At 68.2% G+C, this 25,642-nt stretch carries 24 protein-coding genes; 19 read left to right on the top strand and 5 right to left on the bottom strand.

The window, feature by feature from the left end:
• Positions 1–166: 166 nt before the first annotated feature.
• The 7 genes from AC3RCE_RS07025 to AC3RCE_RS06995 all read left to right on the top strand — a co-directional run bounded on the left by AC3RCE_RS07025 (position 167) and on the right by AC3RCE_RS06995 (position 8,117).
• Positions 167–1,174 (top strand): TRAP transporter substrate-binding protein, encoded by a 1,008-nt coding sequence (locus tag AC3RCE_RS07025; RefSeq protein ID WP_218293717.1) that lies wholly within the window; start codon positions 167–169, stop codon positions 1,172–1,174.
• Positions 1,175–1,322: 148 nt separating this feature from the next.
• The gene (locus AC3RCE_RS07020) at positions 1,323–3,104 is read left to right on the top strand and encodes an IlvD/Edd family dehydratase (protein WP_492254797.1); all 1,782 of its coding nucleotides are present in this window, start codon (positions 1,323–1,325) and stop codon (positions 3,102–3,104) included.
• Positions 3,105–3,161: 57 nt separating this feature from the next.
• Positions 3,162–4,385 carry a fumarylacetoacetate hydrolase family protein gene (locus tag AC3RCE_RS07015; protein WP_492254796.1) on the top strand — a complete coding sequence of 408 codons (1,224 nt, stop codon included), beginning with the start codon at positions 3,162–3,164 and terminating at the stop codon, positions 4,383–4,385.
• Positions 4,386–4,434: 49 nt separating this feature from the next.
• Positions 4,435–5,034: a TRAP transporter small permease gene (locus tag AC3RCE_RS07010; RefSeq protein WP_492254795.1), complete on the top strand. Its 600-nt coding sequence runs from the start codon at positions 4,435–4,437 to the stop codon at positions 5,032–5,034.
• Between the two features lie 68 nt (positions 5,035–5,102).
• Positions 5,103–6,383 (top strand): TRAP transporter large permease, encoded by a 1,281-nt coding sequence (locus AC3RCE_RS07005; RefSeq protein WP_218293712.1) that lies wholly within the window; start codon positions 5,103–5,105, stop codon positions 6,381–6,383.
• 55 nt (positions 6,384–6,438) lie between these two features.
• A complete protein-coding gene (locus tag AC3RCE_RS07000) occupies positions 6,439–7,194 on the top strand; it encodes an SDR family oxidoreductase (RefSeq protein WP_492254794.1) in 756 nt (251 codons plus the stop codon).
• A gap of 59 nt (positions 7,195–7,253) precedes the next feature.
• The gene (locus AC3RCE_RS06995; RefSeq protein WP_492254793.1) at positions 7,254–8,117 is read left to right on the top strand and encodes a fumarylacetoacetate hydrolase family protein; all 864 of its coding nucleotides are present in this window, start codon (positions 7,254–7,256) and stop codon (positions 8,115–8,117) included.
• A 159-nt stretch (positions 8,118–8,276) separates the two neighbouring features.
• On the opposite strand, the gene AC3RCE_RS06990 is transcribed toward AC3RCE_RS06995, so the two are convergent.
• A complete protein-coding gene (locus tag AC3RCE_RS06990; RefSeq protein WP_218293709.1) occupies positions 8,277–8,816 on the bottom strand; it encodes an acyloxyacyl hydrolase in 540 nt (179 codons plus the stop codon).
• A 383-nt stretch (positions 8,817–9,199) separates the two neighbouring features.
• The gene (locus AC3RCE_RS06985; protein WP_218293707.1) at positions 9,200–9,841 is read right to left on the bottom strand and encodes an NAD(P)-dependent oxidoreductase; all 642 of its coding nucleotides are present in this window, start codon (positions 9,839–9,841) and stop codon (positions 9,200–9,202) included.
• A gap of 120 nt (positions 9,842–9,961) precedes the next feature.
• On the opposite strand from AC3RCE_RS06985, the gene AC3RCE_RS06980 reads away from it, so the two are divergent.
• From AC3RCE_RS06980 to AC3RCE_RS06950, 7 genes are all read left to right on the top strand, one after another.
• Complete coding sequence (locus AC3RCE_RS06980) at positions 9,962–10,864, top strand: LysR family transcriptional regulator (RefSeq protein ID WP_218293705.1); 903 nt, start codon at positions 9,962–9,964, stop codon at positions 10,862–10,864.
• Between the two features lie 301 nt (positions 10,865–11,165).
• Positions 11,166–11,570, top strand: a complete 405-nt coding sequence (locus AC3RCE_RS06975) for a nuclear transport factor 2-like protein (protein WP_369641813.1) — start codon at positions 11,166–11,168, stop codon at positions 11,568–11,570.
• Between the two features lie 26 nt (positions 11,571–11,596).
• Positions 11,597–12,463: a LysR family transcriptional regulator gene (locus tag AC3RCE_RS06970; RefSeq protein WP_218293703.1), complete on the top strand. Its 867-nt coding sequence runs from the start codon at positions 11,597–11,599 to the stop codon at positions 12,461–12,463.
• 73 nt (positions 12,464–12,536) lie between these two features.
• Positions 12,537–12,842: an antibiotic biosynthesis monooxygenase family protein gene (locus AC3RCE_RS06965; protein WP_369641812.1), complete on the top strand. Its 306-nt coding sequence runs from the start codon at positions 12,537–12,539 to the stop codon at positions 12,840–12,842.
• Between the two features lie 156 nt (positions 12,843–12,998).
• Positions 12,999–13,958 (top strand): chemotaxis protein, encoded by a 960-nt coding sequence (locus AC3RCE_RS06960; protein WP_218293700.1) that lies wholly within the window; start codon positions 12,999–13,001, stop codon positions 13,956–13,958.
• Between the two features lie 326 nt (positions 13,959–14,284).
• Positions 14,285–14,821: a hypothetical protein gene (locus tag AC3RCE_RS06955; RefSeq protein WP_255594515.1), complete on the top strand. Its 537-nt coding sequence runs from the start codon at positions 14,285–14,287 to the stop codon at positions 14,819–14,821.
• A gap of 53 nt (positions 14,822–14,874) precedes the next feature.
• Positions 14,875–15,600, top strand: coding sequence for a DUF4124 domain-containing protein (locus tag AC3RCE_RS06950; RefSeq protein WP_492245833.1), 726 nt, complete (start codon positions 14,875–14,877; stop codon positions 15,598–15,600).
• A 40-nt stretch (positions 15,601–15,640) separates the two neighbouring features.
• On the opposite strand, the gene AC3RCE_RS06945 is transcribed toward AC3RCE_RS06950, so the two are convergent.
• A complete protein-coding gene (locus AC3RCE_RS06945; protein WP_492254792.1) occupies positions 15,641–16,600 on the bottom strand; it encodes an SDR family oxidoreductase in 960 nt (319 codons plus the stop codon).
• A 101-nt stretch (positions 16,601–16,701) separates the two neighbouring features.
• Here AC3RCE_RS06945 and AC3RCE_RS06940 point away from each other — a divergent pair, with 101 nt between their 5' ends.
• The 4 genes from AC3RCE_RS06940 to AC3RCE_RS06925 all read left to right on the top strand — a co-directional run bounded on the left by AC3RCE_RS06940 (position 16,702) and on the right by AC3RCE_RS06925 (position 21,724).
• Positions 16,702–17,766, top strand: a complete 1,065-nt coding sequence (locus AC3RCE_RS06940) for a CDP-6-deoxy-delta-3,4-glucoseen reductase (protein WP_218293698.1) — start codon at positions 16,702–16,704, stop codon at positions 17,764–17,766.
• 121 nt (positions 17,767–17,887) lie between these two features.
• Entirely contained in the window at positions 17,888–20,008 is a 2,121-nt protein-coding gene (locus AC3RCE_RS06935) for an ATP-binding protein (RefSeq protein ID WP_492255362.1), read from the top strand.
• Positions 20,005–20,688, top strand: coding sequence for a response regulator transcription factor (locus tag AC3RCE_RS06930; protein ID WP_369641808.1), 684 nt, complete (start codon positions 20,005–20,007; stop codon positions 20,686–20,688). The genes AC3RCE_RS06935 and AC3RCE_RS06930 overlap by 4 nt, the downstream gene beginning before the upstream one ends.
• A 58-nt stretch (positions 20,689–20,746) precedes the next feature.
• Positions 20,747–21,724 carry a Bug family tripartite tricarboxylate transporter substrate binding protein gene (locus AC3RCE_RS06925; RefSeq protein ID WP_369641807.1) on the top strand — a complete coding sequence of 326 codons (978 nt, stop codon included), beginning with the start codon at positions 20,747–20,749 and terminating at the stop codon, positions 21,722–21,724.
• Positions 21,725–21,879: 155 nt separating this feature from the next.
• Here AC3RCE_RS06925 and AC3RCE_RS06920 read toward each other — a convergent pair whose 3' ends face one another.
• Positions 21,880–23,025, bottom strand: a complete 1,146-nt coding sequence (locus AC3RCE_RS06920) for a hypothetical protein (RefSeq protein WP_492245807.1) — start codon at positions 23,023–23,025, stop codon at positions 21,880–21,882.
• A gap of 40 nt (positions 23,026–23,065) precedes the next feature.
• Positions 23,066–24,448 (bottom strand): hypothetical protein, encoded by a 1,383-nt coding sequence (locus AC3RCE_RS06915; RefSeq protein ID WP_492245834.1) that lies wholly within the window; start codon positions 24,446–24,448, stop codon positions 23,066–23,068.
• A gap of 314 nt (positions 24,449–24,762) precedes the next feature.
• Between AC3RCE_RS06915 and AC3RCE_RS06910 the strand changes: the two genes are divergently transcribed.
• Positions 24,763–25,584 carry an ankyrin repeat domain-containing protein gene (locus tag AC3RCE_RS06910; protein WP_492245808.1) on the top strand — a complete coding sequence of 274 codons (822 nt, stop codon included), beginning with the start codon at positions 24,763–24,765 and terminating at the stop codon, positions 25,582–25,584.
• Positions 25,585–25,642: the final 58 nt, after the last annotated feature.

Genomic DNA, 25,642 nt, shown 5'->3' with positions numbered 1-25,642 from the left:
GCATTTGGAATGGATGCTAGCAAAAAAGTGAGTGGACCCCGCGCCCTGCGAAACCTAATCTCTCGCCTGCGTCGGGAGGGTCCAGCAGAGACCCGATGGCGCCGGTGGACCGTTTTTTGGCCGTGCCCCACCGTGCCCCAGCCATTCCATATCCGGAGACAACACCATGCAATTCAAAGCCCTGGCCCTGGCGGCCACGATCCTGGCCGCCGTGGCCGCACCTGTGTCGGCGCAGATCAAGGACCACGTGTTCAAGGTCGGCATCGGCCTGAACGACGACCACCCCCAGGCGCAGGCCGTCAAGCACTTTGCCGAGCAGCTCTCTGCCAAAAGCGGCGGCAAGCTGGTGGCCAAGCTGTACGCCAGCGGCTCCCTGGGCAACGACGTGAGCATGACCTCGGCACTGCGCGGCGGCACGCTGGAGATGACGGTGCCCGACAGCTCCACGCTGATGGCGCTGATCAAGCCCTTCGGCGTGCTGAACCTGCCGCTCACTTTCAACAACGAGCAGGAGGCCGACGCGGTGCTCGACGGCCCGTTCGGCCAGAAGCTGCTGGCCAAGCTGCCCGAAAAGGGCCTGGTGGGCCTGGGCTTCTGGGAGAACGGCTTTCGCCACGTGACCAACTCGCGCCGCGCCATCACCAAGGCGGAAGACCTGGCGGGCCTGAAGCTGCGCGTGATCCAGAGCCCCCTGTTCCTGGATACATTCAACGCCCTGGGTGCCAACGCCACGCCCATGCCCTTCACCGAGCTGTACTCGGCCATGGAACAGGCCGCGGTGGACGGGCAGGAGAACCCGCCCGCCACCATCCTGTCGAGCAAGTTCTATGAAGTGCAAAAGCACCTGGTGCTGTCGCGCCACATGTACAGCGCCTGGGTGCTGCTCATGTCCAAGAAGACCTGGGACGGCCTGTCGGCGCAGGAGCAGAAGATCGTGCAGGACGCCGCGCGCGAAGCCACCCTGTTCGAGCGCAAGACCATCCGCGCGTTCAGCGACAAGGCGCTGGGCGAGCTCAAGAAAGTGGGCATGCAGGTGACCGAACTGGCCCCGGCCGAGCAGGCCAAGATGCGCACCAAGCTGCAGCCGGTGCTGGCCAAGTACGCCAAGGAATTCGGCGAGGAAACCACCGGCGAGATGAACGCCGAACTTGCCAAGGTGCGGGGCGGCAAGTAACTTTTCTGCTCCGCCACAACCGTTCACCGAGCGCGGCCGAAGCGCCGCGCGAGGCTTCGACGGGCTCAGCCCGAACGGTTTGTGGTTCGAGTCAAACATGCCAACCCCTGTTGCAGCGCCCTTCCCGCCTGCTGACACATCGCGATCCATGACCAAAACACCCCGCCGCCCCTTCCGCTCCCGCGAGTGGTTTGCCGACCCCGCACGCTCGGACATGACCGCGCTCTACCTCGAACGCTTCATGAACTACGGGCTCACGCCCGAGGAGCTGCGCTCGGGCCGCCCCATCATCGGCATCGCGCAGACCGGCAGCGACCTGTCCCCCTGCAACCGCATCCATGTGGACCTGGCGCGGCGCGTGCGCGAGGGCATCCGCGACGCCGGGGGCATCCCGATGGAGTTTCCGGTGCACCCCATCTTCGAGAACTGCCGCCGCCCCACCGCCGCGCTGGACCGCAACCTGGCGTACCTGGGGCTGGTGGAGATCCTGTACGGCTACCCCATCGACGCGGTGGTGCTGACCACCGGCTGCGACAAGACGACCCCGGCCGGCATCATGGCGGCGTCCACGGTGGACATCCCGGCCATCGTGCTCTCGGGCGGCCCCATGCTGGACGGCTGGCACGATGGAGAACTGGTGGGCTCGGGCACCGTGATCTGGCGCAGCCGCCGCCAGCTGGCCGCGGGCGACATCGACGAGGAAGAATTCCTGCAGCGCGCCTGCAGCAGCGCGCCGTCGGCCGGCCACTGCAACACCATGGGCACCGCATCGACCATGAACGCGGTGGCCGAGGCGCTGGGCCTCTCGCTGCCGGGCTGCGCCGCCATTCCGGCGCCCTACCGCGAACGCGGGCAGATGGCGTACGAGACCGGGCGGCGCATCGTGGAGATGGCGTACGAGGACCTGCGCCCCTCGCGCATCCTCACCCGCGAGAGTTTTCTCAACGCGCTGGCCGTGGTCAGCGTGGCCGGGGGCAGCAGCAACGCGCAGGTGCACATCATGGCCATGGCGCGCCACGCGGGCGTGGACCTGCGCCCCGAGGACTGGACGCAGCATGCCTACGACCTCCCCCTGCTGCTGAACATGCAGCCCGCCGGCAAATACCTGGGCGAGCGGTTCTTCCGCGCCGGGGGCGTGCCCGCGCTGATGTGGGAGCTGCAGCAGGCGGGCCGCCTGCATGCCGATGCCTTGAGCGTCACCGGCAAGGCCCTGGCCGACAACCTGCAGGGCCGCGAGACGCGCGACCGCGAGGTGATCTTCCCCTTCGACGCACCGCTGATGGAGAAAGCCGGCTTCCTGGTGCTGCATGGCAACCTGTTCGACTTCGGCATCCTGAAGACATCGGTGATCTCCGAGTCCTTCCGCCAGCGCTACCTGAGCCAACCGGGCGCGGAAGGCATCTTCGAAGCGCGCGCCGTGGTGTTCGAAGGCGCGGACGACTACCACGCGCGCATCAACGACCCGTCGCTCGGCATCGACGAAGGCTGCATCCTGGTGATGCGCGGCGCGGGCCCCATCGGCTGGCCCGGCTCGGCCGAGGTGATCAACATGCAGCCGCCCGACGCGCTGATCCGCCGTGGCATCAACACCCTGCCCACGCTGGGCGACGGGCGCCAGTCGGGCACGGCCGACAGCCCGTCGATTTTGAATGTCTCCCCCGAAAGCGCGGTGGGCGGGGGCCTGTCCTGGCTGCACAGCGGCGACATGGTCCGCATCGACCTGAACGCCGGCCGGTGCGACGCGCTGGTGGCCCCCGAGGAGATCGAGCGCCGCCGCCGCGAACTGCCGGCGCCGCCCATCCCCAGGAGCCAGTCGCCCTGGGAAGCGCTGTACCGAGAGAAGACCGGCCAGCTGGTGGATGGCGCGACGCTCGACTTTGCGCTGGACTACCGGCGGATTTCCGAACACACGCCGCGCCACAACCATTGAGACGCTGCGCCTGGGCGGGCGCGGCACCGATTCAGAACCCTTTTCCAAGGAACTCCCATGAGTGAAACGACAGCGGCCACAGCGGCCGGTGGGGCGGCGCGCGCCCACATTCTTCCCGACGACGGCCTGGCCGGCACCCTGGTCGGCCGCGCCTGGGTGCACGGCGCCGTGCCCGGCCCGGCGGTGGTAGCCCTGCGCACCGGTGGCGTGTTCGACCTGAGCCGGCACTACCCCACCATGAGCACGCTGCTGGACACGCCCGCGCCCGCCGAGGCAGTGCGAGCCGCCGAGGGCCAGTACCTGTGCAGCGTGGACGAACTGCTGGCCAACAGCCAAACCGGCCAGCATGGCGTGCGCGACACGTCCCGCCCCTGGCTGCTGGCCCCCTGCGACCTGCAGGTGGTCAAGGCGGCTGGCGTGACCTTCGCGGCCAGCCTGATCGAGCGCGTGATCGAAGAGCAGGCGCGCGGCGACGCGGCCCGGGCCCAGGGCCTGCGCAGCCAGGTGGTGGGGCTCATCGGCGAGAGCCTGGCCGACATCCGTCCCGGTTCCGAGCAGGCGATGGCCTTGAAGGCACTGCTGCAGGACAAGGGCCTGTGGTCGCAGTACCTTGAAGTGGGTATCGGCCCCGACGCCGAGGTCTTCACCAAGGCGCCGGTGCTCGCATCGGTGGGCACGGGCGAGGAGATCGGCATCCGCGCCGATTCGGCCTGGAACAACCCCGAGCCCGAGGTGGTGCTGGCCGTCAACAGCCGCGGCGCCATCGTGGGCGCCACGCTGGGCAACGACGTGAACCTGCGCGACATCGAGGGCCGCAGCGCGCTGCTGCTGGGCAAGGCCAAGGACAACAACGCCTCGTGCGCCATCGGCCCGTTCATCCGGCTGTTCGACGCCGGCTTCGGGCTGGACCAGGTGCGCAACGAGACCGTGCACCTGCGCGTGGCGGGCACCGACGGCTTCACGCTGCGTGGCATCAACACCATGGCCAGCATCAGCCGCGACCCGGCCGACCTGGTGGCCCAGACCCTGGCCGCGCACCAGTACCCGGACGGCTTCATGCTCTTTTTGGGCACGCTGTTCGCGCCCATCGAAGACCGCGACCAGCCCGGCGGCGGCTTCACCCACAAGCTGGGCGACGTGGTCACCATCCAGAGCGCCTGGCTGGGCGCGCTGCACAACACCGTGGCGCACAGCGAGAGCGCGCCGCCCTGGCGCTTCGGCCTGCGGGCCTTCATCGCCAACCTGGCCGCGCGCGGGCTGCTGCAGGGCGCAGCGCTCTGAACGCCTCAAAAAAAAACAGACCGGCCACGCCATCCACGGAGACCTCAGCATGCTCAATACCTTCATCGACCGCTACGTCCGGGCCATCAACCTCCTCATCGCACTGGCGCTGGCCGCCATGGTGGTGCTGGTGTTCGGCAACGTGGTGCTGCGCTACGTCTTCAACTCCGGCATCGCCGTCAGCGAGGAGCTGTCGCGCTGGCTCTTCGTGTGGATCACCTTCCTGGGCGCGGTGGCGGCCATCAAGGAGAACGCGCACCTGGGCACCGACATGCTGGTGTCGCGCCTGTCGGTGCGGGGCAAGAAAGCCTGCATGGCGCTGGGCCACGTGCTGATGCTCTACATCACCTGGCTGTTCTTCGACGGCAGCTGGCAGCAGATGAAGATCAACTGGGATGTGGAGGCCCCGGTCACGGGCGCATCGATGGCCATCTTCTATGCCTCGGGCGTGGTGTTCTCGGTGTGCGCCGGCTTCCTGCTGACGCTGCAACTGCTGCGCGTGCTGACCGGCAAGGCGAGCGAGGACGAACTGGTGATGGTCAAGGAGTCCGAAGAACAGGCGGAACTGGAAGCGCTGCAGGCCGAGCTGGCGCGCGAAGACGCGGCCGCGCGGGCGCTGGGCCAGACGCCGAAGCAACGCGGCCAATAAGCACGCACGCACGCACGCATGCATGCATGCATTCACAGATGGCACATCAAAAATAACGGAGACAACACATGACCGTGCTGATTTTTCTGGGGGCCCTCATCGGCACCATGGCCCTGGGCATCCCCATCGCCTATGCGCTGCTGGCCGCCGGCGTCGCGCTGATGTGGCAGCTCGATCTGTTCGACGCGCAGATCCTGGCGCAGAACTTCATCAATGGCGCCGACAGCTTTCCGCTGCTGGCCGTGCCCTTCTTCATGCTGGCCGGCGAGATCATGAACGTGGGCGGGCTGTCGCAGCGCATCGTCAACTTCGCGCTGGCACTGGTGGGGCATGTGAAGGGGGGCCTGGGCTACGTGGTGATCCTGGCCGCCTGCCTGCTGTCGTCGCTGTCGGGCTCGGCCGTGGCCGATGCGGCGGCGCTCACGGCGCTGCTGCTGCCGATGATGGTCAAGGCCGGGCACAAGAAGGAGGTGTCGGGCGGGCTGATCGCGGCCTCGGGCGTCATCGGGCCCATCATTCCGCCGAGCATCGGTTTCGTGATCTTCGGCGTGGCGGCCAACGTGTCGATCAGCAAGCTGTTCATCGCGGGCATCGTGCCGGGCATCATGATCGGCGTGGGCCTGGCGGTGACCTGGTGGTGGGTGGGCCGCAAGGAGGTGCTGGCCATGCCGGAGAAGAAGACTGCAGCCGAAGTCTGGCGCACCGCGCGGGAGTCGGTGTGGGCGCTCACCCTGCCGGTGTTCATCCTGGTGGGCCTGCGCATGGGCGTGTTCACACCGACCGAGGCCGCGGTGGTCGCGGCGGTGTATTCGCTGTTCGTGGCCAGCGTGATCTACCGCGAGCTGCCACTGCGCGCGCTGCTGCCCATCTTCACCACCGCGGCCAAGACCACGGCAGTGGTGATGTTCCTCGTGGCGGCGGCCATGGTGTCGTCGTGGCTCATCACCGTGGCCAACCTGCCCGCGCAGATGGTGGAGCTGTTGAAGCCCTTCATGGGCAACCAGACGCTGCTGCTGATCGCGATCATGGTGCTGGTGATGCTGGTGGGCACGGCGATGGACATGACGCCCACCATCCTGATCCTGACCCCCGTGCTGATGCCCGTGATCAAGGCCGCAGGCATCGACCCGGTGTACTTCGGCGTGCTGTTCATCATCAACAACTCCATCGGCCTGGTCACGCCGCCGGTGGGCACGATCCTGAACGTGGTGGCCGGTGTGGGGCGCATGAAGATGGACGAGGTGACGCGCGGCGTGCTGCCTTTCATGGCGGCCGAGTTCGCGGTGATGTTCATCATGGTGATCTTTCCGCAGACGGTGCTGGCGCCGCTGCGCTGGTTCACGGGCTGACGGCGCCCACCCCTGCCCCACAGCACTCCCACCCACTCTTCACGCCCCGCATTCCATGACACTCCGACTTGCAGGCAAGACCGCCTTTCTCACCGCCGCCGGCCAGGGCATCGGCCGCGCCACCGCCATTGCCTTCGCGGCCCAGGGCGCGCGGGTGATCGCCACCGACATCAATGCCGCCGCGCTGGCCACCCTGCAGCGCGACACTGGCTGCGAGACCCGCGTGCTGGACGTGACCCAGGCCCAGGCCGTGCGCGACGCAGCCGCCGCCGTGGGTCCGGTGGATGTGCTGTTCAACGGCGCGGGCTTTGTGCACGCGGGCAGTGTGCTCGACTGCACGGACGACGAGTGGGACTTCGCGTTCGATCTGAACGTGCGCGCGCAGTTTCGAACCATCCGGGCGTTCCTGCCCGGCATGCTGGCGCGCGGCGCCGGGTCCATCATCAACGTCGCCTCGGTGGCGGGCAGTATCAAAGGGGCGCCCCGGCGGTTCGTCTACGGCACCACCAAGGCGGCGGTCGTGGGCCTGACCAAGTCGGTGGCCGCCGACTTCGTGGCCCAGGGCATCCGCTGCAATGCCATCTGCCCCGGCACCGTGATGTCGCCGTCGCTGCAGGACCGCATCACCGCGCAGGCCGCGGCCACGGGCCAGAGCCTGGCCGCCGTGGAGGCTGGCTTTGTCGAGCGCCAACCCATGGGCCGCCTGGGCCGGGCCGAGGAGATCGCCGCGCTGGCGGTGTACCTGGCGAGCGACGAGTCATCGTTCACCACGGGCACCGCCCAGGTCATCGACGGCGGCTGGTCCAACTGATTTCATCTACGCTCTGCGTTTCGCGCCACCCACCATCCAACCCCTCACCACTACGAACCATGAAGCTGCTTCGCCACGGCCCCAAGGGCCAGGAAAAACCTGCACTCCTGCACACCGACGGCACGGTGCGCGACCTGAGCGGCGTGCTGCCCGACATCAGCCCCGCCAACCTGTCACCCTCTGGCCTGGCCGCGCTGGCCGCCATCGATGCCGCCACCCTGCCCGTCGTGCCCCAGGGCCGCCTGGCGGTGCCGTGGACGGGCATGCGCAAGTTCATCGCCATCGGCCTGAACTACGCCGACCACGCGGCCGAAGCCGGCATGGCCATCCCCCAGGAGCCCATCATCTTCACCAAGACCGTCGATTGCGCCGTGGGCTGCAACCACCCCGTGGTGCTGCCGCAGGGCTCGGTCAAATCCGACTGGGAGGTGGAGCTGGGCGTGGTGATCGGCACCCGCGCGCGCTATGTGAGCGAGGCGGATGCACTGCAGCATGTGGCCGGCTACTGCACCATCAACGACATCTCCGAGCGCGAATACCAGCTCGAGCGCGGCGGCACCTGGGACAAGGGCAAGGGCTGCGACACCTTCGGCCCCATCGGCCCCTGGCTGGTGAGCGCCGACGAGGTCGGCGACCCGCAGAATCTGTCGATGTGGCTGGACGTGAACAGCGAGCGCCAGCAGACTGGCAGCACCCGCACGATGATCTTCACCGTGGCGCAGCTGGTGAGCTACCTGAGCCGCTTCATGACGCTGGAGCCCGGCGACCTGATCACCACCGGCACCCCGCCCGGCGTGGGCATGGGCAAGAAGCCCCAGGCGCAGTTCCTCAAGCCCGGCGACGTGATGCGCCTGGGCATCGAGAAGCTGGGCGAGCAGGAGCAGACCGTGTTTGCGTGGGACCCGAAGCTGATCGACGGCTGACGGGACGCGCCCCGGCGCGGAGCACGCACGGCTGCCGACAGGGGCCCACGCGCCACCGCCCCGGGGCCTTGAGACGAAAACAGCCTCCTGTGCCCGCCACCCAAGCCCTGGCAGCTATGAATTGAGGAGCATCGACACCGCCTGCACCAGGGCACCGGCTCAAAATGCCAGTCCATAGCGCACCTGGACAAAATCTTCTCCGGGATTGGGCTTGCGGATGCCACCGTTGGAGACATGGCGCACCATCAACATCAGCTCATGCTGGCGGCGCGCGCCAAAGTTGAAGCCGATCCCCTGATGGTCGGTGAAATTGAAGCGTGTGCTGAAGGCCTTGTGCCGCATCGCGTAGTGCCCGTCCAGCACCGAAACGCCGATGCCGCCTTCCATGAACCACGCCGAACGCCCGCCATCGAAGCGCAGCCGCAGCGTGGGCACCAGGGCCAGCTGCGTCCAGTGCCTGCGATCGGACGCCGCCGAGCCCGCAGGGACGCGCCAGTGGGCGATGTGGGCGTCCCAGTGCCCCGTCAATTCGCCGCCCAGGAAGGAACGGCGCCATTCCCATGGCAGCTGCACCCCCACCGACACCAGGCCCACATCGCTCGCGGCGCGTGCGCCGTCGATGAACATGCGCCGGGGTTCGGGGGCGGTCTGCAGCGCCGCATCCTGGGCACCCGCCGCCGTGGCGAGTGCCCCCAACACTCCCAGCAGCGCCAGGGTACGCGGCCAGGAAACGGGAGAGGGAGGACGTTGCGCCCCGCCGCATGCTGCGGGGGCGGGGACGGGTGGCAAGGCGGTAGAGATCGAATGCACGAAGGTACTCCGACAGGCAGCAGTGGGGCGGGACAACACGCCCTGCTCTGGCGCCGCACCCGGGTGGGCGGCAAGGGCAGCAGCGTGGCCGGCCGGCCTGCCTGCGCTTGCAGGCGTCGCCGGCACCACCAATCTACACATCAATCCCGCCGCCTGCAGGTGCTGCGGCCCCATGCGCCTGTAGGCGAACCGGCTGAGATGCCGTCGGCCGGGATGCAGCCCCCGCCCGCACCCCCGGTGGCCCGCCGCCGCGCCGGCCGGGATGCCCAGGCTCAGTGCGCCACCGTGAACCGCTGCTGCAGGTGCCGCGGCGTTTCCAGCTCATCGGCAATGGCCACGGCCAGATCGGCCACGCTGATGCCGCCGGGCTGGTCGCCGTTCATCAGCGGGGCTTCGGTGCCCAGGCGGTACTGGCCCGTGCGTTCGCCGGGAGCCAGCAGGATGGGGGGCGAGAGAAAGGTCCAGTCCAGGGTGCTTTCGGTGCGGATCCAGTGGAGTGCCTCGCGCGCGGCCAGGGCCCCCTGCTTCCATTCCGCCGGGAACTGGGGCGTGTCCACCAGTTGCACGCCGGGCGCCACGAACAGGCTGCCGGCGCCGCCCACCACGAGCAGGCGCCGCACACCCGCCTGCTTGGTGCCGTCGATGATGGCGCGGGTGCCCTTGAGGAACTGGTCGTGGATGTCCGGCACGGTCCAGCCGGGGTTGTAGGCGCTCACCACCGCATCGTGGCCGGCGGCGGCCTTGGCGACCTGGGCGGCATCCTGCGCGTCGGCGGCGACGACGGTCAAGCCTTCACGCGCGGCCAGCTTGCCGGGGTTGCGGGCCAGCACGGTCACGCGGTGGCCGCGCTGCAGCAGTTCATCGAGCACGGCCGAGCCGACGAAGCCGGTGGCACCAATCAGGGCGATGTTCATGGGGAGTTCCTCGGTTCAAAGTTGCGATAGGGTGAGAATATGGGCTTGTCAAAGACCGCACTAGAGGGCTAAAAATGCCTTCACTTTGAAGACCAGCTTCACGATCAAGCAAATTCACCGATGGAAGACCTCAAACGCATGGCCGTGTTCGCCGCCGTGGTGCAGCACGGTTCGATGAGCGGCGCGGCCCGCGCCCTGGGCATGAGCACCTCGGCCGTGAGCCAGCAGGTGCGCAGGCTGGAGAGCGACGGCGGCGTGACGCTGCTGCACCGCTCCACCCGCAAGCTGGCCCTCACCGAGGCGGGCCAGCGCTACCACGCGCGCTGCGCCGCCATGTGGGCCGCGGCCGAGCAGGCACGTGCCGAGCTGGCGGCGTCGCGCGATGCGCCCAGCGGCGAGCTGCGCCTTTCGGCCACCGTGGGCTTTGCCCGGCACATCGCGCCCGCGCTGGGTGAGCTGCTGGCCGCCCACCCTGCCTTGCGCCTGAGGCTGCTGGTGGACGATTCGCCCATCGACCTGATCAACGCCCGCATCGACCTGGCGGTGCGCTACGGGCGGCTGGCCGACTCCAGCTGGGCTGCCCGGCGCCTGGGCGGGATGCGGTGGTACCTGTGCGCCTCGCCCGGGTGGGTGGCCAACCATGGCGTGCCGCAGGACCCCGACGCCCTGCTGTCGCACAGCTGGCTGGGCTTTGCGCGCGAGAGCGGCGGCCTGCTGATCGATCTGCGCAGCCCCACGGGCGAACCGCGCGCGCTGCGGGTGGAGCCGCGCATCGCCAGCAACAACCAGTTGTCGATCCAGCAGATGTGCGAGGCCGGCCTGGGCCTTGCGCTCGTGGGCAGCATGGACGCACACGAGGCCTTGCAGACCGGGCAGCTGGTGCGGCTGCTGCCCGACTGGTCCTTCGGCACGCTCGACATCTGGGCCGTCACGCCCCAGCGCGACGCACAGCCCGCCAAGGTGCGCCAGGCCATCGCGGCGCTGCACGGCTATCTGAGCCAGGTGCCGGGCGTCACGGATTGAGGGGCGGCTCTCGGGGCCGCCTTCGGACCCGTTCCCTGTCCTGCGGCGTGGGAGGAGGGAAAAGAAAAAAGAAAAAGAAGACGCGGCGACCTGGCCGCGCTGGTTTCACCGACCCTGGCCGGCGCGCAGCACGGTGGCGGATGGCAGTGGCGTGAACGCAGCGCCCGGCATCCTTCCATCCATCATTTTTTTATCGCATCACCCCACAAATTCCATCGTTGTGCATGCCGCGCGGGCTGCCTACAGTCGCCTTCCGGTACCTGCTTCCACGACCTTTCTTCAACCCGACCGGAGAACGCACATGACGACCAACCCCACCACCCACTTCCCCATCGACCGCGTACTGGCCGCGTTTGAAAAGGGTGACGTGCCCACATTGCTGGACAGCATCTCCGACGACGTGGATTTCCGCATCGACCACTACCGCGACGAGGCGGACACCAGCTGGCAGGTCGCCCGCCACAAGGCCGACGTGCTGGCCGTGGTGCAGCGCCTGGGCACCGAGGTCTTTCCGCAGGGCACGAAGATCGTGCACACCCACAGCCAGCCCCTGGGCGACGACTGGGTGATCACGAAATTCCACCAGCGCTTCTTTTATGCGGTACAACAGCGCGAAGTGGAATCGCTGACCTGGATCGTGAGCCACTCGCGCAACGGCCAGCTCGACTACTTCCGCGAAACCGTCACCACCATCACCCCGACCTGACCGCGGCCCTCCGTGGCCCCCGCACCATGCTGTTTGACCTGCGCGCCCTGGGCTACTTCGTGGCGGCCTACGAAGAACGCTCCGTGACCACGGCCGCGCGCCGCTGCTTCGTGGCGCAGCCCTCGATCAGCATGGCCATCAAGGGGCTGGAGGATGCGCTCGACACCGTGCTCTTCGAGCGCAGCCGCCAGGGCCTGGCGCCCACGCCCGCCGCCCACCGCCTGTACCCGCGCGCCTGCAGCCTGCTGGCGCAGTCGAGCGCCATGGTGCGCGACTTCCGCGATGCGCCGCGCGAAACGCTGGGCGTGTTCCTGCAGGACGACCTGATGGTGGGCCCGGCCGCGCCGCTGTTCGCGCAGATTGGCGAGCTCATGCCCAACGCCCTGGTGCGGCTCACGGCCAGCGCGCAGGAGGCGCGCCTGCGTCTGGTGGCCGAGCATTGCAAGCCGTCTGGCGACACCTTCATGTCCTTGTGGCGCGAGCCCTATGTGATGCTCCTGCCCGAACAGCACCCGCTGCGTTTCAAGAAGAAATTCGGCCTGGCCGACCTGCAGGGCGTTCCGCTCATCGAATGGCCGTACTGCCCCTTGCACCAGTCGTTCATCCGCCTGCTGGCCGAGCGCGGGATCGCGCTGGAGGTGCAGGCCAGCGCCGCGCGCGAAGAGCTGTTGCTGCACATGGTGGACAGCGGCCTGGGCGTGGCCGTGGTGCCGCAGTCCTACGCGGCCCACGCACGCCATTCGGTCGTGCGGCCCCTGGACGGTCCGCTGGCTTTCTCGCGCCATCTGGGCCTGGCCTGCGACGCATCGGACGCGCCCCTGCTCGCGCTGCTGGGCCGCCTCGCCTCCAGCCTCAAGACGCCACCGGACCTTTCCCGCAGCAGCGCGGCCTGAGGTGGGGCCCGCCGCTGGCACGGCAGGCAAGGTGCGGTACAAAGGGGGTTGCCCCCAGCCCACACCTGCCGCCATGGTCCTTGAAATCGCCCACCTCACCGTCCGCGCCGGCCAGAATGCCGCGTTCGAGCAAGCCTTTGCCCAGGCGCAGCGGATCATCGCCTCGATGCCCGGCTACCTGTCGCACGAACTGGCCCATTGCGTGGAACGCCCGCAGGACTACGCATTGCTGGTGCGCTGGGCCACGCTCGAGGACCACGAAATCGGCTTTCGCCAGTCGGCGCCCTACCAGGAATGGAAACGGCTGCTGCACCATTTCTACGACCCGTTCCCCACGGTGGTGCATTTCACCCCGGTGGCGCTGCCGCCCTCGGCATGACCCGCGCCGCCAGCGCGCGTGACGGCGCTGCGACGCCTGGATGCTGCAGCGCACTATTCGGGTATTGCCTGAACATTTAGCGCACTGCACATGCCGTTCTGATCCTAGAATTTGTAAACGCGCGTTTCTTCTTCTTTTCTGCGCGAAGGACCCATCATGAAAGCAGTGCAGCAGGACATCGACGAGCGGACCAACCTCACCAGCACCAACAAGTTCGAACTGCTGCTGTTTCGTCTGGGCACCGACAGTGCCCTGGGCAAATCCGAACTGTTCGGCATCAACGTGTTCAAGATCCGCGAGATCGTGGCCATGCCCAGCATCACGCCGATCGCGGGCACCACGCCGCATTCGCTGGGGGTCGTGAACCTGCGCGGCCAGGTGATTCCGGTGCTGGACCTGCCTTCCATCGTGGGCTGCAAGCCCCAGACGGGACTGAACATCATGCTGGTGACCGAATACGCGCGCACCACGCAGGCTTTTGCGGTGGAGTCGGTGGAAGACATCGTGCGGCTGGACTGGAAGCAGGTGCTTTCCGCCGAAACCAGCGGCGCCGCCGGCAAGCTGGTGACCAGCATTGCCCGCCTGGATGGCAACACCGACGAATCCCGCCTGGCCCAGGTGCTGGACGTGGAAGCCATCCTCCAGATGGTGTCGCCTTCGGACGGCCACGAGGTCACCGAAGAGAAGGTCGGCGCCAAGCTCAAGCTCAAGCCCGGCACCATCATCCTGGCGGCCGACGATTCGTTCGTGGCGCGCTCGCTCATCGAGCAGGAACTCAAGGTGCTGCATGCGCCCTATGAAATGGTGAAATCCGGCAAGGAAGCCTGGGACCGGCTCAACGCCATCGCCAGGAGCGCCGAAGCCGAGGGCAAGAGCGTGCTGGACCGCGTGGCCATGGTGCTGACCGACCTCGAAATGCCGGAAATGGACGGTTTCACCCTCACGCGCAACATCAAGCAGGATGCGCGCTTCCACGGGCTGCCGGTGGTCATCCACTCCTCGCTGTCCGGCTCGGCCAACGAAGACCACGTGCGCAGCGTCGGCGCCGACGGCTATGTCGCCAAGTTCGTGGCGGAAGATCTGGCGGAAACCATCCGCCGGGTGCTGCCCAAATAAACGGGAAGCAGGCCAGCTTCCCGCGCGCCCTTCGCCACGGCGTACACGCCGCGCATAAAAAGGGCGGCTCGCGCATTGCCAGCCACGCGCTTTCGCTATCAATTTTGATTTCAAAAGCCGGTGCGCCAAGGCACCAGCCCGGTACGGCATGGGATTTCGTCCTACCCGTTGCATCGGCATGCAGGTCAACCAAATGGGCCCCCCGGGCGCTACAGTGGGAGGCATTGAAAACGCCACTCCGAAACTTGTAACACCCCGCCGGGGTGCTTTTCGGGGGCTTTACGTACAGCGCGGAACACCCACGCCCTGTAGGGGGTCTGAACAGCATGACATACACACTCGCCCGCATCATTTCTGCCACGGTCCTGGGCGCCGTGGTGACGGGTTGCGCCACCGTGCCGGGCGACCCCTATTACGAACCCACGCCGTACAGGGTCTACGAGCAGCCGGGGTACATCTACAACACCCCGTCGGTGTACTCCAGCCCGCCCCCCGTCTACCCTGCGTATTCGGCCCCGCCCTCCGTCATCTACTACGGCGGACGTGATCGCGACGACCGCTGGGAACGCGACCGCAACCGCAACGACTGGCGCGAGCGCGAGCGTGACAGAGAACGGGCCGAGCGTGACCGCGTAGCCCGGGAGCGTGAACGCGACCGCCGCGACCAGCAGGCGCGCGAGGCCGATCGCCGCAACCGGGACCGGGAGCAGGCCTTGCGAGACCAGGCGGAACGCGACCGCCGCGCCGCGGAAGACCGCCGCAACCGTGAAGCCCGCCCTGGCCGCATGGCGCCAGACAGCTACACGCCGCATCCGCTCGACTGGCGTTCACGCCAGCAGTCGAACAGCCCCGAAAAACCCTGAATGCGGCGCCGTCCCGCGCCGTCGTTCCCCCTGCCTGGCAGCCGACCGTGACGATCCGCCCCTGCCTCTTCATTCTCTGCCTGGGTGCCGCCGTGCTTGCCACGGGCGCCAGCGCCCAGGTGGTTCGCTGCACCGATGCCCGCACGGGACAGGTGACCTATACCGACGGCGCATGCACCGGTGGCGCCACCGCGCGCGAGGTCGAAGCGCGGAAAACCCCCGAGGAGATCCAGCAGGAACGGGAGCTGGCAGCGCAAGCACTGGAGCGCAAGCAACAGCGGCTGCAGGCAGAGGCCACCGCGGCGGAAACCGATGCCCGCCGCAACGCCGAACGCGACCGTGCCCGCGCCGCACAGGCCGCGGCGGCCACGCCCCAGCCCCAGGACTACGCCCGATCCCCCGAATGCGCGCGCTCGCGGCGCAACCTGGATATGGTGGCTGCGGGCCTGGCCCGCTCGACCTATGAACAGGAGTTGCGCCTGGAGGCCGCGCAGCGGCAAGTGGACCTGGATTGCCTGGGTCCACAAGGGTATGCGGAAGTCGAAAAAGCGCGTGCCCACCAGCCCCGGGTGGTGGTCGTGCCGCCATCGCGGCATCGCCCCCTTTTTCCTGACCCCTTCCCGCAGACAGGCACACCGCAACCTCCAACTCGCCTGACGCAATGCGGTGACTTTCGCTGCACCGACAACCAGGGCAATACCTATCCCCGCGCCGGTCCCGGGCGGTTCCCCGGTCCCGGCGGTGTGTGCCGCTCCAACGGAGGCCAGGCGCCCTGCTGAACCCGGCGGACGGGCAAAGGCCCCGGCGAACGCGCTCGCCCTAAGGCGACGGGCGCGCCGCCCGCAACCCCTCGGCCACGGTCGGGTAGCGCAGCTTCACACCCAGCTCCCGCAGCATGCGCTGGTTGTCCAGCCGCCGCGATTCGCTCATGAAGCTCAGCAGCATCAGCGACAGCTGCTCCTGCGCGGCACTGCGGCGCACGCGCGGGGGACGCGGCAGGCCGTACAGGTCGGCCGCCAGGTCGAAGTAGTCGCCCATCCTCAGTTCCGTGGCATCGCTCACGTTGTAGACGCGTTGCGGCCGCGCACGCCACAGCGCGGCCAGGCAGATGCGCGCCAGGTCGTCGGCGTGGATGTGGTTGGTGAACACATCGTCCTCGCGCTCCAGCACCGGCGTGCCTCGGCGCAGGCGCGCTTCGGGCGTGCCACCGTCCCGGTCGGGGGCGTAGATGCCCGGAATGCGAAGCACGGTGGCCCGCACCCCCCCGCGGCCCAGGTGCCGCACCGCCCGCTCGGCATTCACGCGCCGCTGCGCGCGCGGCGTGGCGGGGGCCACGGGCCGTGTCTCGGACACCATCGCCCCCTGGCAGTCGCCATACACGCCGCTCGTGGAGGCGTAGACGAGGGAGGCGGGCAGGCTGCGCAGGCGCAGCGCGCGCGCCAGGGCCACCGTGCGCGGATCGCGCCACCAGCCATCCCCTCCGGCGCCTTCGCCGGGTGGCGGGGCCAGGTGCAGCACGCGCGTGGCCAGGCCCGACAGGCGGCGCAGCGTGGCCACATCGTCCAGGTTTCCGCACAGGGGGCGGATGCCCAGGGCGCGCAGCGCCGGCTTGCGCTCGGGGCTGGAGGTGAGCGCCAGCACCTGGACGCGCCCGGCGCCCGGGCCGCCCTGGAGCTGGCGCGCCACGCGCTGGCCCACGTCACCACACCCCACGATCAGCAGGCGTTCGCGGCGAAAGCGCGCCGGCAGGGCGCCAAGGGGGTTTTGGTTTGAAGGCAAAATCGGGTCCGTTTGTAAAGAACCAGCCGGCATCTCCTGGCAGGGGCCCACGGCGGCACCAACCGGTTCTTGAAGATCTACGTCCCGAGGATACCCACAAGATGACCAGCGCCGAGGCTGTGAGCACCGCAGCATTCCAGATCACCGTGCAGCCCAGCGGCCGCGCTTTCCAGGCCAACGCTGGCGAGGCCATCCTGGCCGCCGCCATCCGCAGCGGCGTCGGCCTGCCCTATGGCTGCAAGGACGGCGCCTGCGGTTCGTGCAAGTGCAGGAAGCTCAGCGGCACCGTGCACCATGGCGAGCACCAGTCCAAGGCGCTCACGGCCGACGAAGAGGCCGCCGGCCTCGTGCTGACCTGCTGCGCCCAGCCCCTGACGGACGTGGTGCTCGAATCGCGCCAGGTCACCGATGAAAGCGCCTACCCCGTCAAGAAGATGCCCGTGCGGGTGGCCACCCTCGAAAAGAAATCGCACGACGTGATGCGGGTGCGACTGCAGCTGCCGGCGGCGGACACCTTCCGGTACCACGCGGGCCAGTACATCGAATTCATCCTGCGCGACGGAGCACGCCGGGCGTATTCGATGGCCAATGCACCTCACACGCAGGCCGACGCACCCGGCGTGGAGCTGCACATCCGCCACATGGCGGGCGGCAAGTTCACCGACCACGTGTTCGGCGCGATGAAGGAAAAGGAGATCCTGCGCGTGGAAGGCCCGTTCGGCAGTTTCTTCCTGCGCGAGGACTCGGACAAGCCCATCGTGCTGCTGGCCTCGGGCACGGGCTTTGCCCCCATCAAGGCGCTCATCGAGCACATGCAGTTCAAGGCCATCACGCGCCCCACGGTGCTCTACTGGGGCGGCCGCCGCCCCGGCGACCTGTACATGCACGACTGGGTGCTGGCCCGGGCGGCCGACATGCCCCACCTGACCTACGTGCCCGTCGTCTCCGACGCCTTGCCGGAGGACGGCTGGACCGGTCGCACCGGGTTTGTGCACCAGGCCGTGATGGACGACCACGCCGATCTGTCGGGCCACCAGGTGTACGCCTGCGGCGCCCCCATCGTGGTCGATTCCGCCCGCGTGGCCTACAGCGCGCAGCGGGGCCTGCCAGCGGAAGAGTTCTATGCGGACTCCTTCACCTCCGAGGCGGACAAGCACGGCGGATGAGCGGGAGGGTGTGGGTTTGCCGCCCGCGCCACCACCGGCCACAGCCACACCCGTGACAGCACCGTTGCCTCCCCCCAGGCCCCTGGGACGCCTGCGCGATGGGCTGCGCGGAGCCGGCCCCATGGCCGCCGTGTTCGGCCTGGCCGTGCTGCTGATCCTGGGCGCCGGCGAATGGGCCACCCGCAACGAGCTGGAAACCCAATGGGACAACCTGCGCCGCTCCAGCGAGGTCCAGGCCCTGGCCCTGCGCGGCGTGGCCACGCGCTACAGCTACCTGCCCTTCACGGCGGCGCAGCAACCCCTGGTCGCGGACCTGCTGCGCCATCCCGCATCGGAGAGCGTGCGGGAGGCGGCCAACGCGTACCTCCAGGCCGTCAATGCGCACGCCGGCTCCGACACGCTGTACCTCATGGACGACAAGGGCCTCACGCTGGCCTCCAGCAACTGGGACACGCCCAGCAGCTTCGTCGACCAGAACTACAGCAACCGTCCCTACTTCCGCGACGCACTGCACGGGCAGGCGGGGCGCTTCTACGGCGTGGGCAAGACCACGGGCGAGCCCGGGCTGTTCGCCTCGGCCCCCGTGCAGCGCGATGGCAAGGTGATCGGCGTGGTGGCCGTGAAGGTGCGCATGCAGCCCATCGTGGACACCTGGGCGCAACTGCTCGACCCGGTGTTCGTCACGGATGAGCGCGGCATTCTGTTTCTGGGCTCCGTGTCGTCCTGGCTCTACAAGACCAGCAAGCCCCTGCCCGCCGAGGCCGTGCGGCAGGTGCAACACGATGAGCAGTACGGCGCGCAATGGCAGCCCGCGCCGGTGCCCTGGAAGCTCCTGCAGCGCCCGGACCAGCCGGGTGCCGAGCTTCGGCTGCCCGGCAGCGGCAAGCACTATCTCGCCTTCGCGGAACACCTGCCCGACCTGGGCTGGACCCTCACCCTCACGGCCGACAGCAAGGTGGTGGCCCTGGCGCGCCAGCAGGCCTGGGCGCTGGCCAGCCTCGCGTCGGGCCTGCTGGTGCTGGGCGCGCTCTACTGGCAGCTGCGCGAGCGGCGCCTGCAGGAGAACCGCCAGGCCCGCATCGAACTCGAACAGCGCGTGCACGAGCGCACCCACGCGCTGCAGCAGGCGCAGGCCTTTCGCCAGTCCATGGAAGACTCCCTGCTCGTCGGCATGCGTGCGCGCGACCTGCAGGGCCGCATCGTGTACGTGAACGCCGCCATGTGCGACATGGTGGGCTACGCCGCCTCCGAACTCATCGGCTGCTTGCCCCCCTACCCCTACTGGCATCCCGACGACCTCGACCGCCACTGGAACGACAGCGACACCTCGCTGGCGGGCAAGGCCACGCCCCAGGGCAACGAGAACCGGCTGCGGCACCGCAACGGCTCGGACGTCTACACCATGTTCTACACGGCGCGGCTCATCGACGGTGATGGCCGGCACATCGGCTGGATGAGCTCGGTGGTGGACATCACTGCCCAGAAGCGCGCCGAGGAACAGCAGCAGCAGCGCGAGGCGCAACTGCAGCGCGTGCAGCGCGTGATCACCGTGGGCGAGATGGCCTCCACCCTCGCGCACGAGCTCAACCAGCCGCTGGCGGCCCTGGTCAACTACGCGGCCGCGGCGCGCGCGCTCGCCGCGCAGGGCCGGACCGAACTGCTCAACGAAAGCCTCGCCGCGCTGTCCACTCAGGCGCTGCGCGCGGCCGACATCGTGGGGCGCATCCGCCGCTGGGTGCGCCAGCATCCCGAGGCCCGCGAACCCTGCGACCTCAATGCCGCCGTGGACCAGTCCCTGGGCCTGCTGCTGCGCGCCGAGGCACGGCGGCATGGGGTGGCGGTGCGCCTGGACCTCGCGCCCGAACCGCTGCGGGTGCGCGCCGACCGCGTGCTCCTGGAGCAGGTGGTCCTGAACCTTGGCCTCAACGCGCTGCAGGCCATGCAGGTGCACGCCACGCCCCCGATGGACCACGAACTGCTGCTGCGCACCCGGGCAGATGCCGGGCACGCCTGCCTCGAAGTGCAGGACCGGGGCCCGGGTCTGCCCCCCGAGATCGCCGAGCGCCTGTTCGAGCCGTTCTTCACCACGCGCTCCGACGGCCTGGGGCTGGGCCTGAACATCTGCCGCTCCATCGTCGAGAGCATGGGCGGCGAACTGCTGGCGCGCAACCGCGAGGGCGGCGGCGCGGTCTTCGAAATCCGGCTTCCCCTGCACGCAACGCCGCCCGTGGCCTCCCCATGACCGATCACCCCACCGCCCCCGGCCCCACCCTTGCCCCGCTGCGCGTCTACATCGTGGACGACGACGAAGGCGTGCGCCATTCCCTCGCCGCGCTGCTGCTGGCCGGCGGCCACGCGGCCCAGTCGTTCGCAAGCGGGCCGGATTTCCTGGCCGGCGCCGACCTGGCCCGGCCCGGCTGCGTGCTGCTCGACCTGCGCATGGACGGCATGAGCGGCCTGCAGGTCTTCGAGGCCATGCGCCAGCGGGGCACGGTGCTCAAGACCGTGTTCCTCTCCGCCCACGGCGAGTTGGCCTCGGCCGTGGCGGCCGTCAAGCAAGGCGCGGTGGACTGGCTGGAAAAACCCTGCGACGAGGCCACCCTGCTGGCCGCCGTGCACCGCGCGGCCACCCTGTCGCACGGCGTGGCCGCGCGCGCGCAGCGGCACGCCCTGCTGCGGGAGCGCTGGAACGCGCTGAGCCCGCGCCAGCAGGAGGTGGCGCGCCTGCTGGCCACCGGCATCAGCAGCAAGGAAGCGGCCCGTGCGCTGGCCCAGCGCGACCCCGGGCGCCCCATCGACCCGCGCACCGTGGACACGCACCGCTCGGCCATCTTCCTGAAACTGGACATCCGCTCGTCGCACGAGCTGGGCATGCTGGTGGAGGACCTGGGCCTCTCGGAAAACCCCTCCCGCACGCCCTGAACACCCCGCTTCAAGGTTTTCGTAAGCCTTCTTACGATTTTTTTGCACAATGGCACCCATGAACCGCAGAAACATCCTCCTCGCCAGCGCCGCTATCGCAGCGGCTTTCTCCTCCCACACCGCGCTCGCGCAGGACTCGGGCCAGCCTATCCGGCTGATCGTGCCGTATGCGGCCGGCGGCCCCATCGACGTGACCGCCCGGGCCCTGGCCGAGCGCGTGCGCGACTCGCTGGGCACGGTGATCATCGACAACAAGGGCGGCGCGGGCGGCAACATCGGTGCCGACGCCATCGCCAAGGCGGCGCCCGACGGCCTGACCATCGGCATCTCCGCCACCGCCACGCACGCGGTCAACCCGTGGCTCTATTCCAAGATGCCCTACGACGCCGCCAAGGACTTCGCGGGCATCACGCAGATGGTGCGCGTGCCCAACGTACTGGTCATCAACGCGGCCAAGGCCGAGCAGCTCAAGATCCACACCGTGGCCGATTTGATCGCCTACGCCAAGGCCAACCCCGCCAAGCTGAACTACGGCAGCGGCGGCAACGGCAGCGCGGGCCACCTGGCGGGCGAAATGTTCAAGCAGCGCGCCGGCATCTTCGCGCTGCACATTCCCTACCGGGGCGCCAACCCTGCGCAGCTGGCGCTGCTGGCGGGCGAGGTGGACTTCAACATCGACAACCTGGCGGCCGCCGCGCCCAACATCCGCGCGGGCAAGCTCAAGGCGCTGGCCGTGACCTCGCTGGACGCATCGGCCTCGCTGCCGGGCGTGCCGCCCCTGTCTGCTACTTTCAAGGGCTTTTCCATCGACACCTGGTGGGGCCTCGTAGCGCCCGCGGCCACGCCCAAGCCCATCATCGACAAGCTGAACAAGGCTTTCGTGGCGGCCCTGAACGCGCCGGAGACCAAGACCCGCTTCGGCGCCCTGCTCGCCGAACCCGTGGCCACCACGCCCGCGCAGTTCGACAGCTTCATGGCCGCCGAGCGCGCCAAGTACCAGCAGGTGGTGAAGGCCTCGGGCGCGAAGGTGGATTGAGAACTTCGAGCTCCATCGGCCTCTGGCGCTTTTCCAGAAAGCGCTTTTTGCTACCTTTTATATAGCAATCGTCAGGCGGGCACGAACCGCCTGCACCGGCTGCCCGGTATCCATGTGCGTTCGGCGCGCGCTGGCTTTGCGCCCGTGGCAGCAGGCTATTCTGGGGCAACCAGCCAAGCGCCGTCTTGGCCGGGCGTTGTCCACAACGTACGGCGGCAATACCTGCGCAGCAGGTCGATCACCGTGTCGACCTGATCGAGGGGCAGTTGCAAGTGCAAGGCGCCGCCTCCAGGTCCCTGGGTGAGCAAATTCAGGGTGTACGCGCCGTTGTATTCGTAGTAGTGCACTTGCGCGACTTCCGACCCGCAGTCCAGCAGCGGCGCATGGCACATGGCGATGCCGTACAAGTTGCCTGCTTCGGAAAAGCGCATGGATGCCAGGTCCGCCTCCAGCGCATCGACGATGCGCATGTATTCGGGGAGATAGCTGTGCCAGAGCCGCTGACTCCACTTCTCGCGGATCTCGGCATAGCCCAGGGTGGCTTTGGCCTCGCCGCCGTACTCGCCTCGGAGGTCCACCCCCCGCAGGCGCTGCGCCAGTTCCAGGGGCGATTCGCCATGGCGACTGGGCAGTGCGGGAGCTTCGAGCAGCTCATAGGCACTCAGGCATCTGTCCGTGTCCGCCTCGGACTTGAGCAGCGCGGTCAGCAGGCTGTCGCCGTCGCGGGTATAGCCCGCCTTCAACTGCCAAGGCAGGCCCTCCCCTGCTTTGATCAGGTCGCTCTGGGATGCGCCCTCCACCACGAACTGCACCAGCGCCTCGACGCTATCAAAGGTGCGCGTCTTCTTCTGAATCTGCGCAACCACCTTGTGCGGTAAATAGACCTCGGTGGCCAGATCGCTGCCCACGCTGAGGTAACTGCCGCTGAGGTGCTTCTTGCAGAACTTGCGCAGTTGCTCGTAAAAGTCGTCGGCCACCCAGCGGCCTTCCTGCGTGAACTTGAAGCGGATGGCCTGCCCTGCATGCAGGAACTCCAGCACCACCTTGCCGCCGACGCTCCCTTCGGCTCGCGCGCTTTCGGGGGCGAACTCTCCCTGGGTGGCCTGTGCGAATTCCTGGAGCACCCCCACGTAGTCGGCCGCCTCGGCGATGCACTTCGGGTCCAGCTCGCAGATCCGCTCGGGAACCATGTGGTGGAAGATCTGGCCCAGGTGGGAGCCGTCCCAGTCCTTGGGCAGGGGCTGGAAGGCGATGCCTGCTTTTTTGAGGATGGCGGCAATGATTTGGGACGTTTTGGTCATCAAAATCAGTCTCTCTGCTTACTCTGGAAAGCGCTTTGGGCTACGTTTTGTATAGCGTTTCGTCAATGGCCCAGGTGATTGCCAGCGGCGCCAGCCGTGCCCTGCTGCCTTCCGGCGAGAGGTCGCCGATGTCGCGGTAATAGGCCAGATAGGCCGGCAGGAAGGCCTGCTCGAACGCAGTGGGCGCGCTGGCAGTGGCGATGTCGATGGTGAAGCACCCGTCGAACTTGCGGTCCGGCACGTCATCGCCCTGTTGGTACGCGCCTTTGCAGGTGTCGCCCAACAACCGGCCAAGCTCCAGCGCGGCACAGCGGATCGCACGGTTGGGGCAAGCATCCTGGATGCGCAGGCGGTAACCGTGTTTGCCCTTGACGGTGGAGCGCGTCTGGCTGACTTCGACGACCGGGCTCGCATCCGTCTGGAGCAAAGCGGGGCTCAGCACATCGCCGGGCTGCCACAGCACCACCGCGTTGTCCGCCAGCAGCGTCTTGCGCTTGAGCTGCAGATAGTTCTGCCCGGCCAGGAAACCGCCTTGAAAAGCGATGATCCAGGTGTCGGACCAATGCAGCTCCTGCGCTGCGGCGTTGACACCTTCGAGCGGCAGGGCGATCAGGCTCTGGCGCTCCCGGTCATGGTCGATCGCCGCATAGACGCGTTGCGTGTCGTGCCACAGCAGCAGCTTGGCCTGCTCCACGTCCAGGGGATCGGCAAAGCGGTGCAGCGTCTGCGGCGGCTGGTCCTGGCCTTGCGGCGCCAGCCGGTGCATGCCCTCGGCATCCACCCACAGGTTGCTGCCATCCGGCAATGCGCAGACCCCCAGGATCGCGCCTGCCACGGGCAGGACGCTGCAGGCTTGCAAGCTGTGCAGGTCGAAGAGCTGGTACGTGGAGGGGGCGTTGCCCGTGCGCAGAAAAGCCCGTGCGTCCGTGAAGTGCGCCAGCTCCTGGCGCCCCGCCCCGCGGCTTTGCAAGGTGTAGCGGGTGAGGAACTCGCCATCCGGGCGATAGATCTCCGTGTATTCGCTTTGGGGATAGGTATAGGTGTCGGTCAGCACGATGGCGGCACGGCCGAAATGCTTGGGGCCCAACCGTTTGGGTAGCGAAGCCAGGCGATCGCCGCTCCAATCGTGGACGATGAAGATGCGCTCGTTGCCCGGGGATGCCACGCCATACGCGTCCGAGCCGCCCAGCAGCACGTCGTGGAGGTGCCATTCCTTGTCGCCGTGCCGCACGATGGTCGGCGGGCCGTCGGCGTAGTGCACGCGGGCCGTGACGCCCGGCGCGCTGAAGCGCAGGAAGGTTGGCTCCGGGGGCACCAGCCGTGCGTGGCCGTTGCAGATCAGCGCCGCCGATTCTTCGGTGCCGATGAGCATCGCATCGCCGCGCTGCTCGAAAGTGAAGTTGCCGACGATGTTGATCAACATGGTTTTCCGTGCCGGGCACGCCCACCAAAGCAATCTTCTCCCTCCAAGCAGCTCCGCAGGGGCTTTCGCGTCAGGGTTCGCGTCAAGATTCGCGTCAAGAAAAACTCCTCCTCGTGCCGTCCTGGCTGCAAGGGACACTTTTGCAGTCGGCTCATGCCCCAGGAAATATACGGAGAAATGCGCCCGTTCCAGGCTTTTCGCGGTGGACAAGTTGTCAGCCGCCAAACTGCCTTGCGCTTGCAAAATGGCGGCTCTTGCAACGCCGCGACCCTGGCCCTTCCATGAACCTGTTGGAAGGGGCCACACACATCACCATGAATAGAAACGAACGACTGGCCCTGCTCACCTCCCAACGCGCGCTGCAGGCCGCAGTGCTGGCCCAGGACCACGGCGCCGCACGCACCTGGCTGGTAGACGGTGGCGACGCCAGGGCCCTGTGGCAGGGCGAAAACTTCGACGACACCTACCCCATGGTCCTGGCCATCGAAGGCAATGACGTGGACATGGTGCACCTGCTGGCCAAGGGCGGCATGCCGCTGTACCACAACGCCCTCGTGGCGCAGAAGACCTACGGAGCGGTCGAACCACTGACATTGGCCGCCCTGTGGCGGCCCGGGTGCCATGCGGCGGTGATGGCCGCGCTGGACCTGGGTGCAGCCTGCCACTCCGCCACGCGGGACCACATGCCGGTGCTGCGCCTCACCGATCTGCATGACCGCGAACTGGATGCGCGCTCCGACGCCCTGTTCCAGCGCATCCTGGACGCGGGCGTGCTCGACGTGGACGCACCTTGGGACGACAGCTCCCGGGTGCTGCACCGCATCTGCCAGGGCAACAACCGCTATGTGCCCGAGCTGATCCGCCTGTCGCGCGACGTGCATGCCCCCGAAGCCGGCGACCCGCTCCGCACGCCGCTGTGGATGGCCGTCGTCTCCTGCAGCGACCTTGCCGTGGGTGCACTGCTGGCCTGCGGCGCCGACCCGTCCACACCGGCCTCGCACGGCCAGTCCCTCCTGGACCTGGCACGGAACGCACAGAAGATGAAGAAGCACAAGAACCTGCGCGGCCAGGTCGACCGCATCGTCACCATGCTGGAGACGGGGCGTGCCTGGCCGCAGGCCGCGTGTTCCGCATGAGCGGTGGCGGGGTCGCCCACCCCCTTGCAACGAATGCGGGGCGCCGAGGGCCGCGCCT

This window comes from Acidovorax sp. GW823-FHT05D11 (assembly GCF_058795695.1).
The sequence above is the reverse complement of the archived record's forward strand: the minus strand, read 5'-3'. Positions and strand labels throughout refer to the sequence as shown.

Bases quoted from the DNA above. Each gene is read 5' to 3' on its own strand.
- AC3RCE_RS06940 (WP_218293698.1), top strand. From the start codon at position 16,702: ATGACCAGCGCCGAGGCTGTGAGCACCGCAGCATTCCAGATCACCGTG.
- AC3RCE_RS06970 (WP_218293703.1), top strand. From the start codon at position 11,597: ATGCTGTTTGACCTGCGCGCCCTGGGCTACTTCGTGGCGGCCTACGAA.
- AC3RCE_RS06925 (WP_369641807.1), top strand. From the start codon at position 20,747: ATGAACCGCAGAAACATCCTCCTCGCCAGCGCCGCTATCGCAGCGGCT.
- AC3RCE_RS06965 (WP_369641812.1), top strand. From the start codon at position 12,537: ATGGTCCTTGAAATCGCCCACCTCACCGTCCGCGCCGGCCAGAATGCC.
- AC3RCE_RS07015 (WP_492254796.1), top strand. From the start codon at position 3,162: ATGAGTGAAACGACAGCGGCCACAGCGGCCGGTGGGGCGGCGCGCGCC.
- AC3RCE_RS07000 (WP_492254794.1), top strand. From the start codon at position 6,439: ATGACACTCCGACTTGCAGGCAAGACCGCCTTTCTCACCGCCGCCGGC.
- AC3RCE_RS07005 (WP_218293712.1), top strand. From the start codon at position 5,103: ATGACCGTGCTGATTTTTCTGGGGGCCCTCATCGGCACCATGGCCCTG.
- AC3RCE_RS06960 (WP_218293700.1), top strand. From the start codon at position 12,999: ATGAAAGCAGTGCAGCAGGACATCGACGAGCGGACCAACCTCACCAGC.
- AC3RCE_RS06920 (WP_492245807.1), bottom strand. From the start codon at position 23,025: ATGACCAAAACGTCCCAAATCATTGCCGCCATCCTCAAAAAAGCAGGC.
- AC3RCE_RS06935 (WP_492255362.1), top strand. From the start codon at position 17,888: ATGGCCGCCGTGTTCGGCCTGGCCGTGCTGCTGATCCTGGGCGCCGGC.
- AC3RCE_RS07020 (WP_492254797.1), top strand. From the start codon at position 1,323: ATGACCAAAACACCCCGCCGCCCCTTCCGCTCCCGCGAGTGGTTTGCC.
- AC3RCE_RS06930 (WP_369641808.1), top strand. From the start codon at position 20,005: ATGACCGATCACCCCACCGCCCCCGGCCCCACCCTTGCCCCGCTGCGC.
- AC3RCE_RS06910 (WP_492245808.1), top strand. From the start codon at position 24,763: ATGAATAGAAACGAACGACTGGCCCTGCTCACCTCCCAACGCGCGCTG.
- AC3RCE_RS06975 (WP_369641813.1), top strand. From the start codon at position 11,166: ATGACGACCAACCCCACCACCCACTTCCCCATCGACCGCGTACTGGCC.
- AC3RCE_RS07010 (WP_492254795.1), top strand. From the start codon at position 4,435: ATGCTCAATACCTTCATCGACCGCTACGTCCGGGCCATCAACCTCCTC.
- AC3RCE_RS06955 (WP_255594515.1), top strand. From the start codon at position 14,285: ATGACATACACACTCGCCCGCATCATTTCTGCCACGGTCCTGGGCGCC.
- AC3RCE_RS06995 (WP_492254793.1), top strand. From the start codon at position 7,254: ATGAAGCTGCTTCGCCACGGCCCCAAGGGCCAGGAAAAACCTGCACTC.
- AC3RCE_RS06985 (WP_218293707.1), bottom strand. From the start codon at position 9,841: ATGAACATCGCCCTGATTGGTGCCACCGGCTTCGTCGGCTCGGCCGTG.
- AC3RCE_RS06980 (WP_218293705.1), top strand. From the start codon at position 9,962: ATGGAAGACCTCAAACGCATGGCCGTGTTCGCCGCCGTGGTGCAGCAC.
- AC3RCE_RS07025 (WP_218293717.1), top strand. From the start codon at position 167: ATGCAATTCAAAGCCCTGGCCCTGGCGGCCACGATCCTGGCCGCCGTG.
- AC3RCE_RS06915 (WP_492245834.1), bottom strand. From the start codon at position 24,448: ATGTTGATCAACATCGTCGGCAACTTCACTTTCGAGCAGCGCGGCGAT.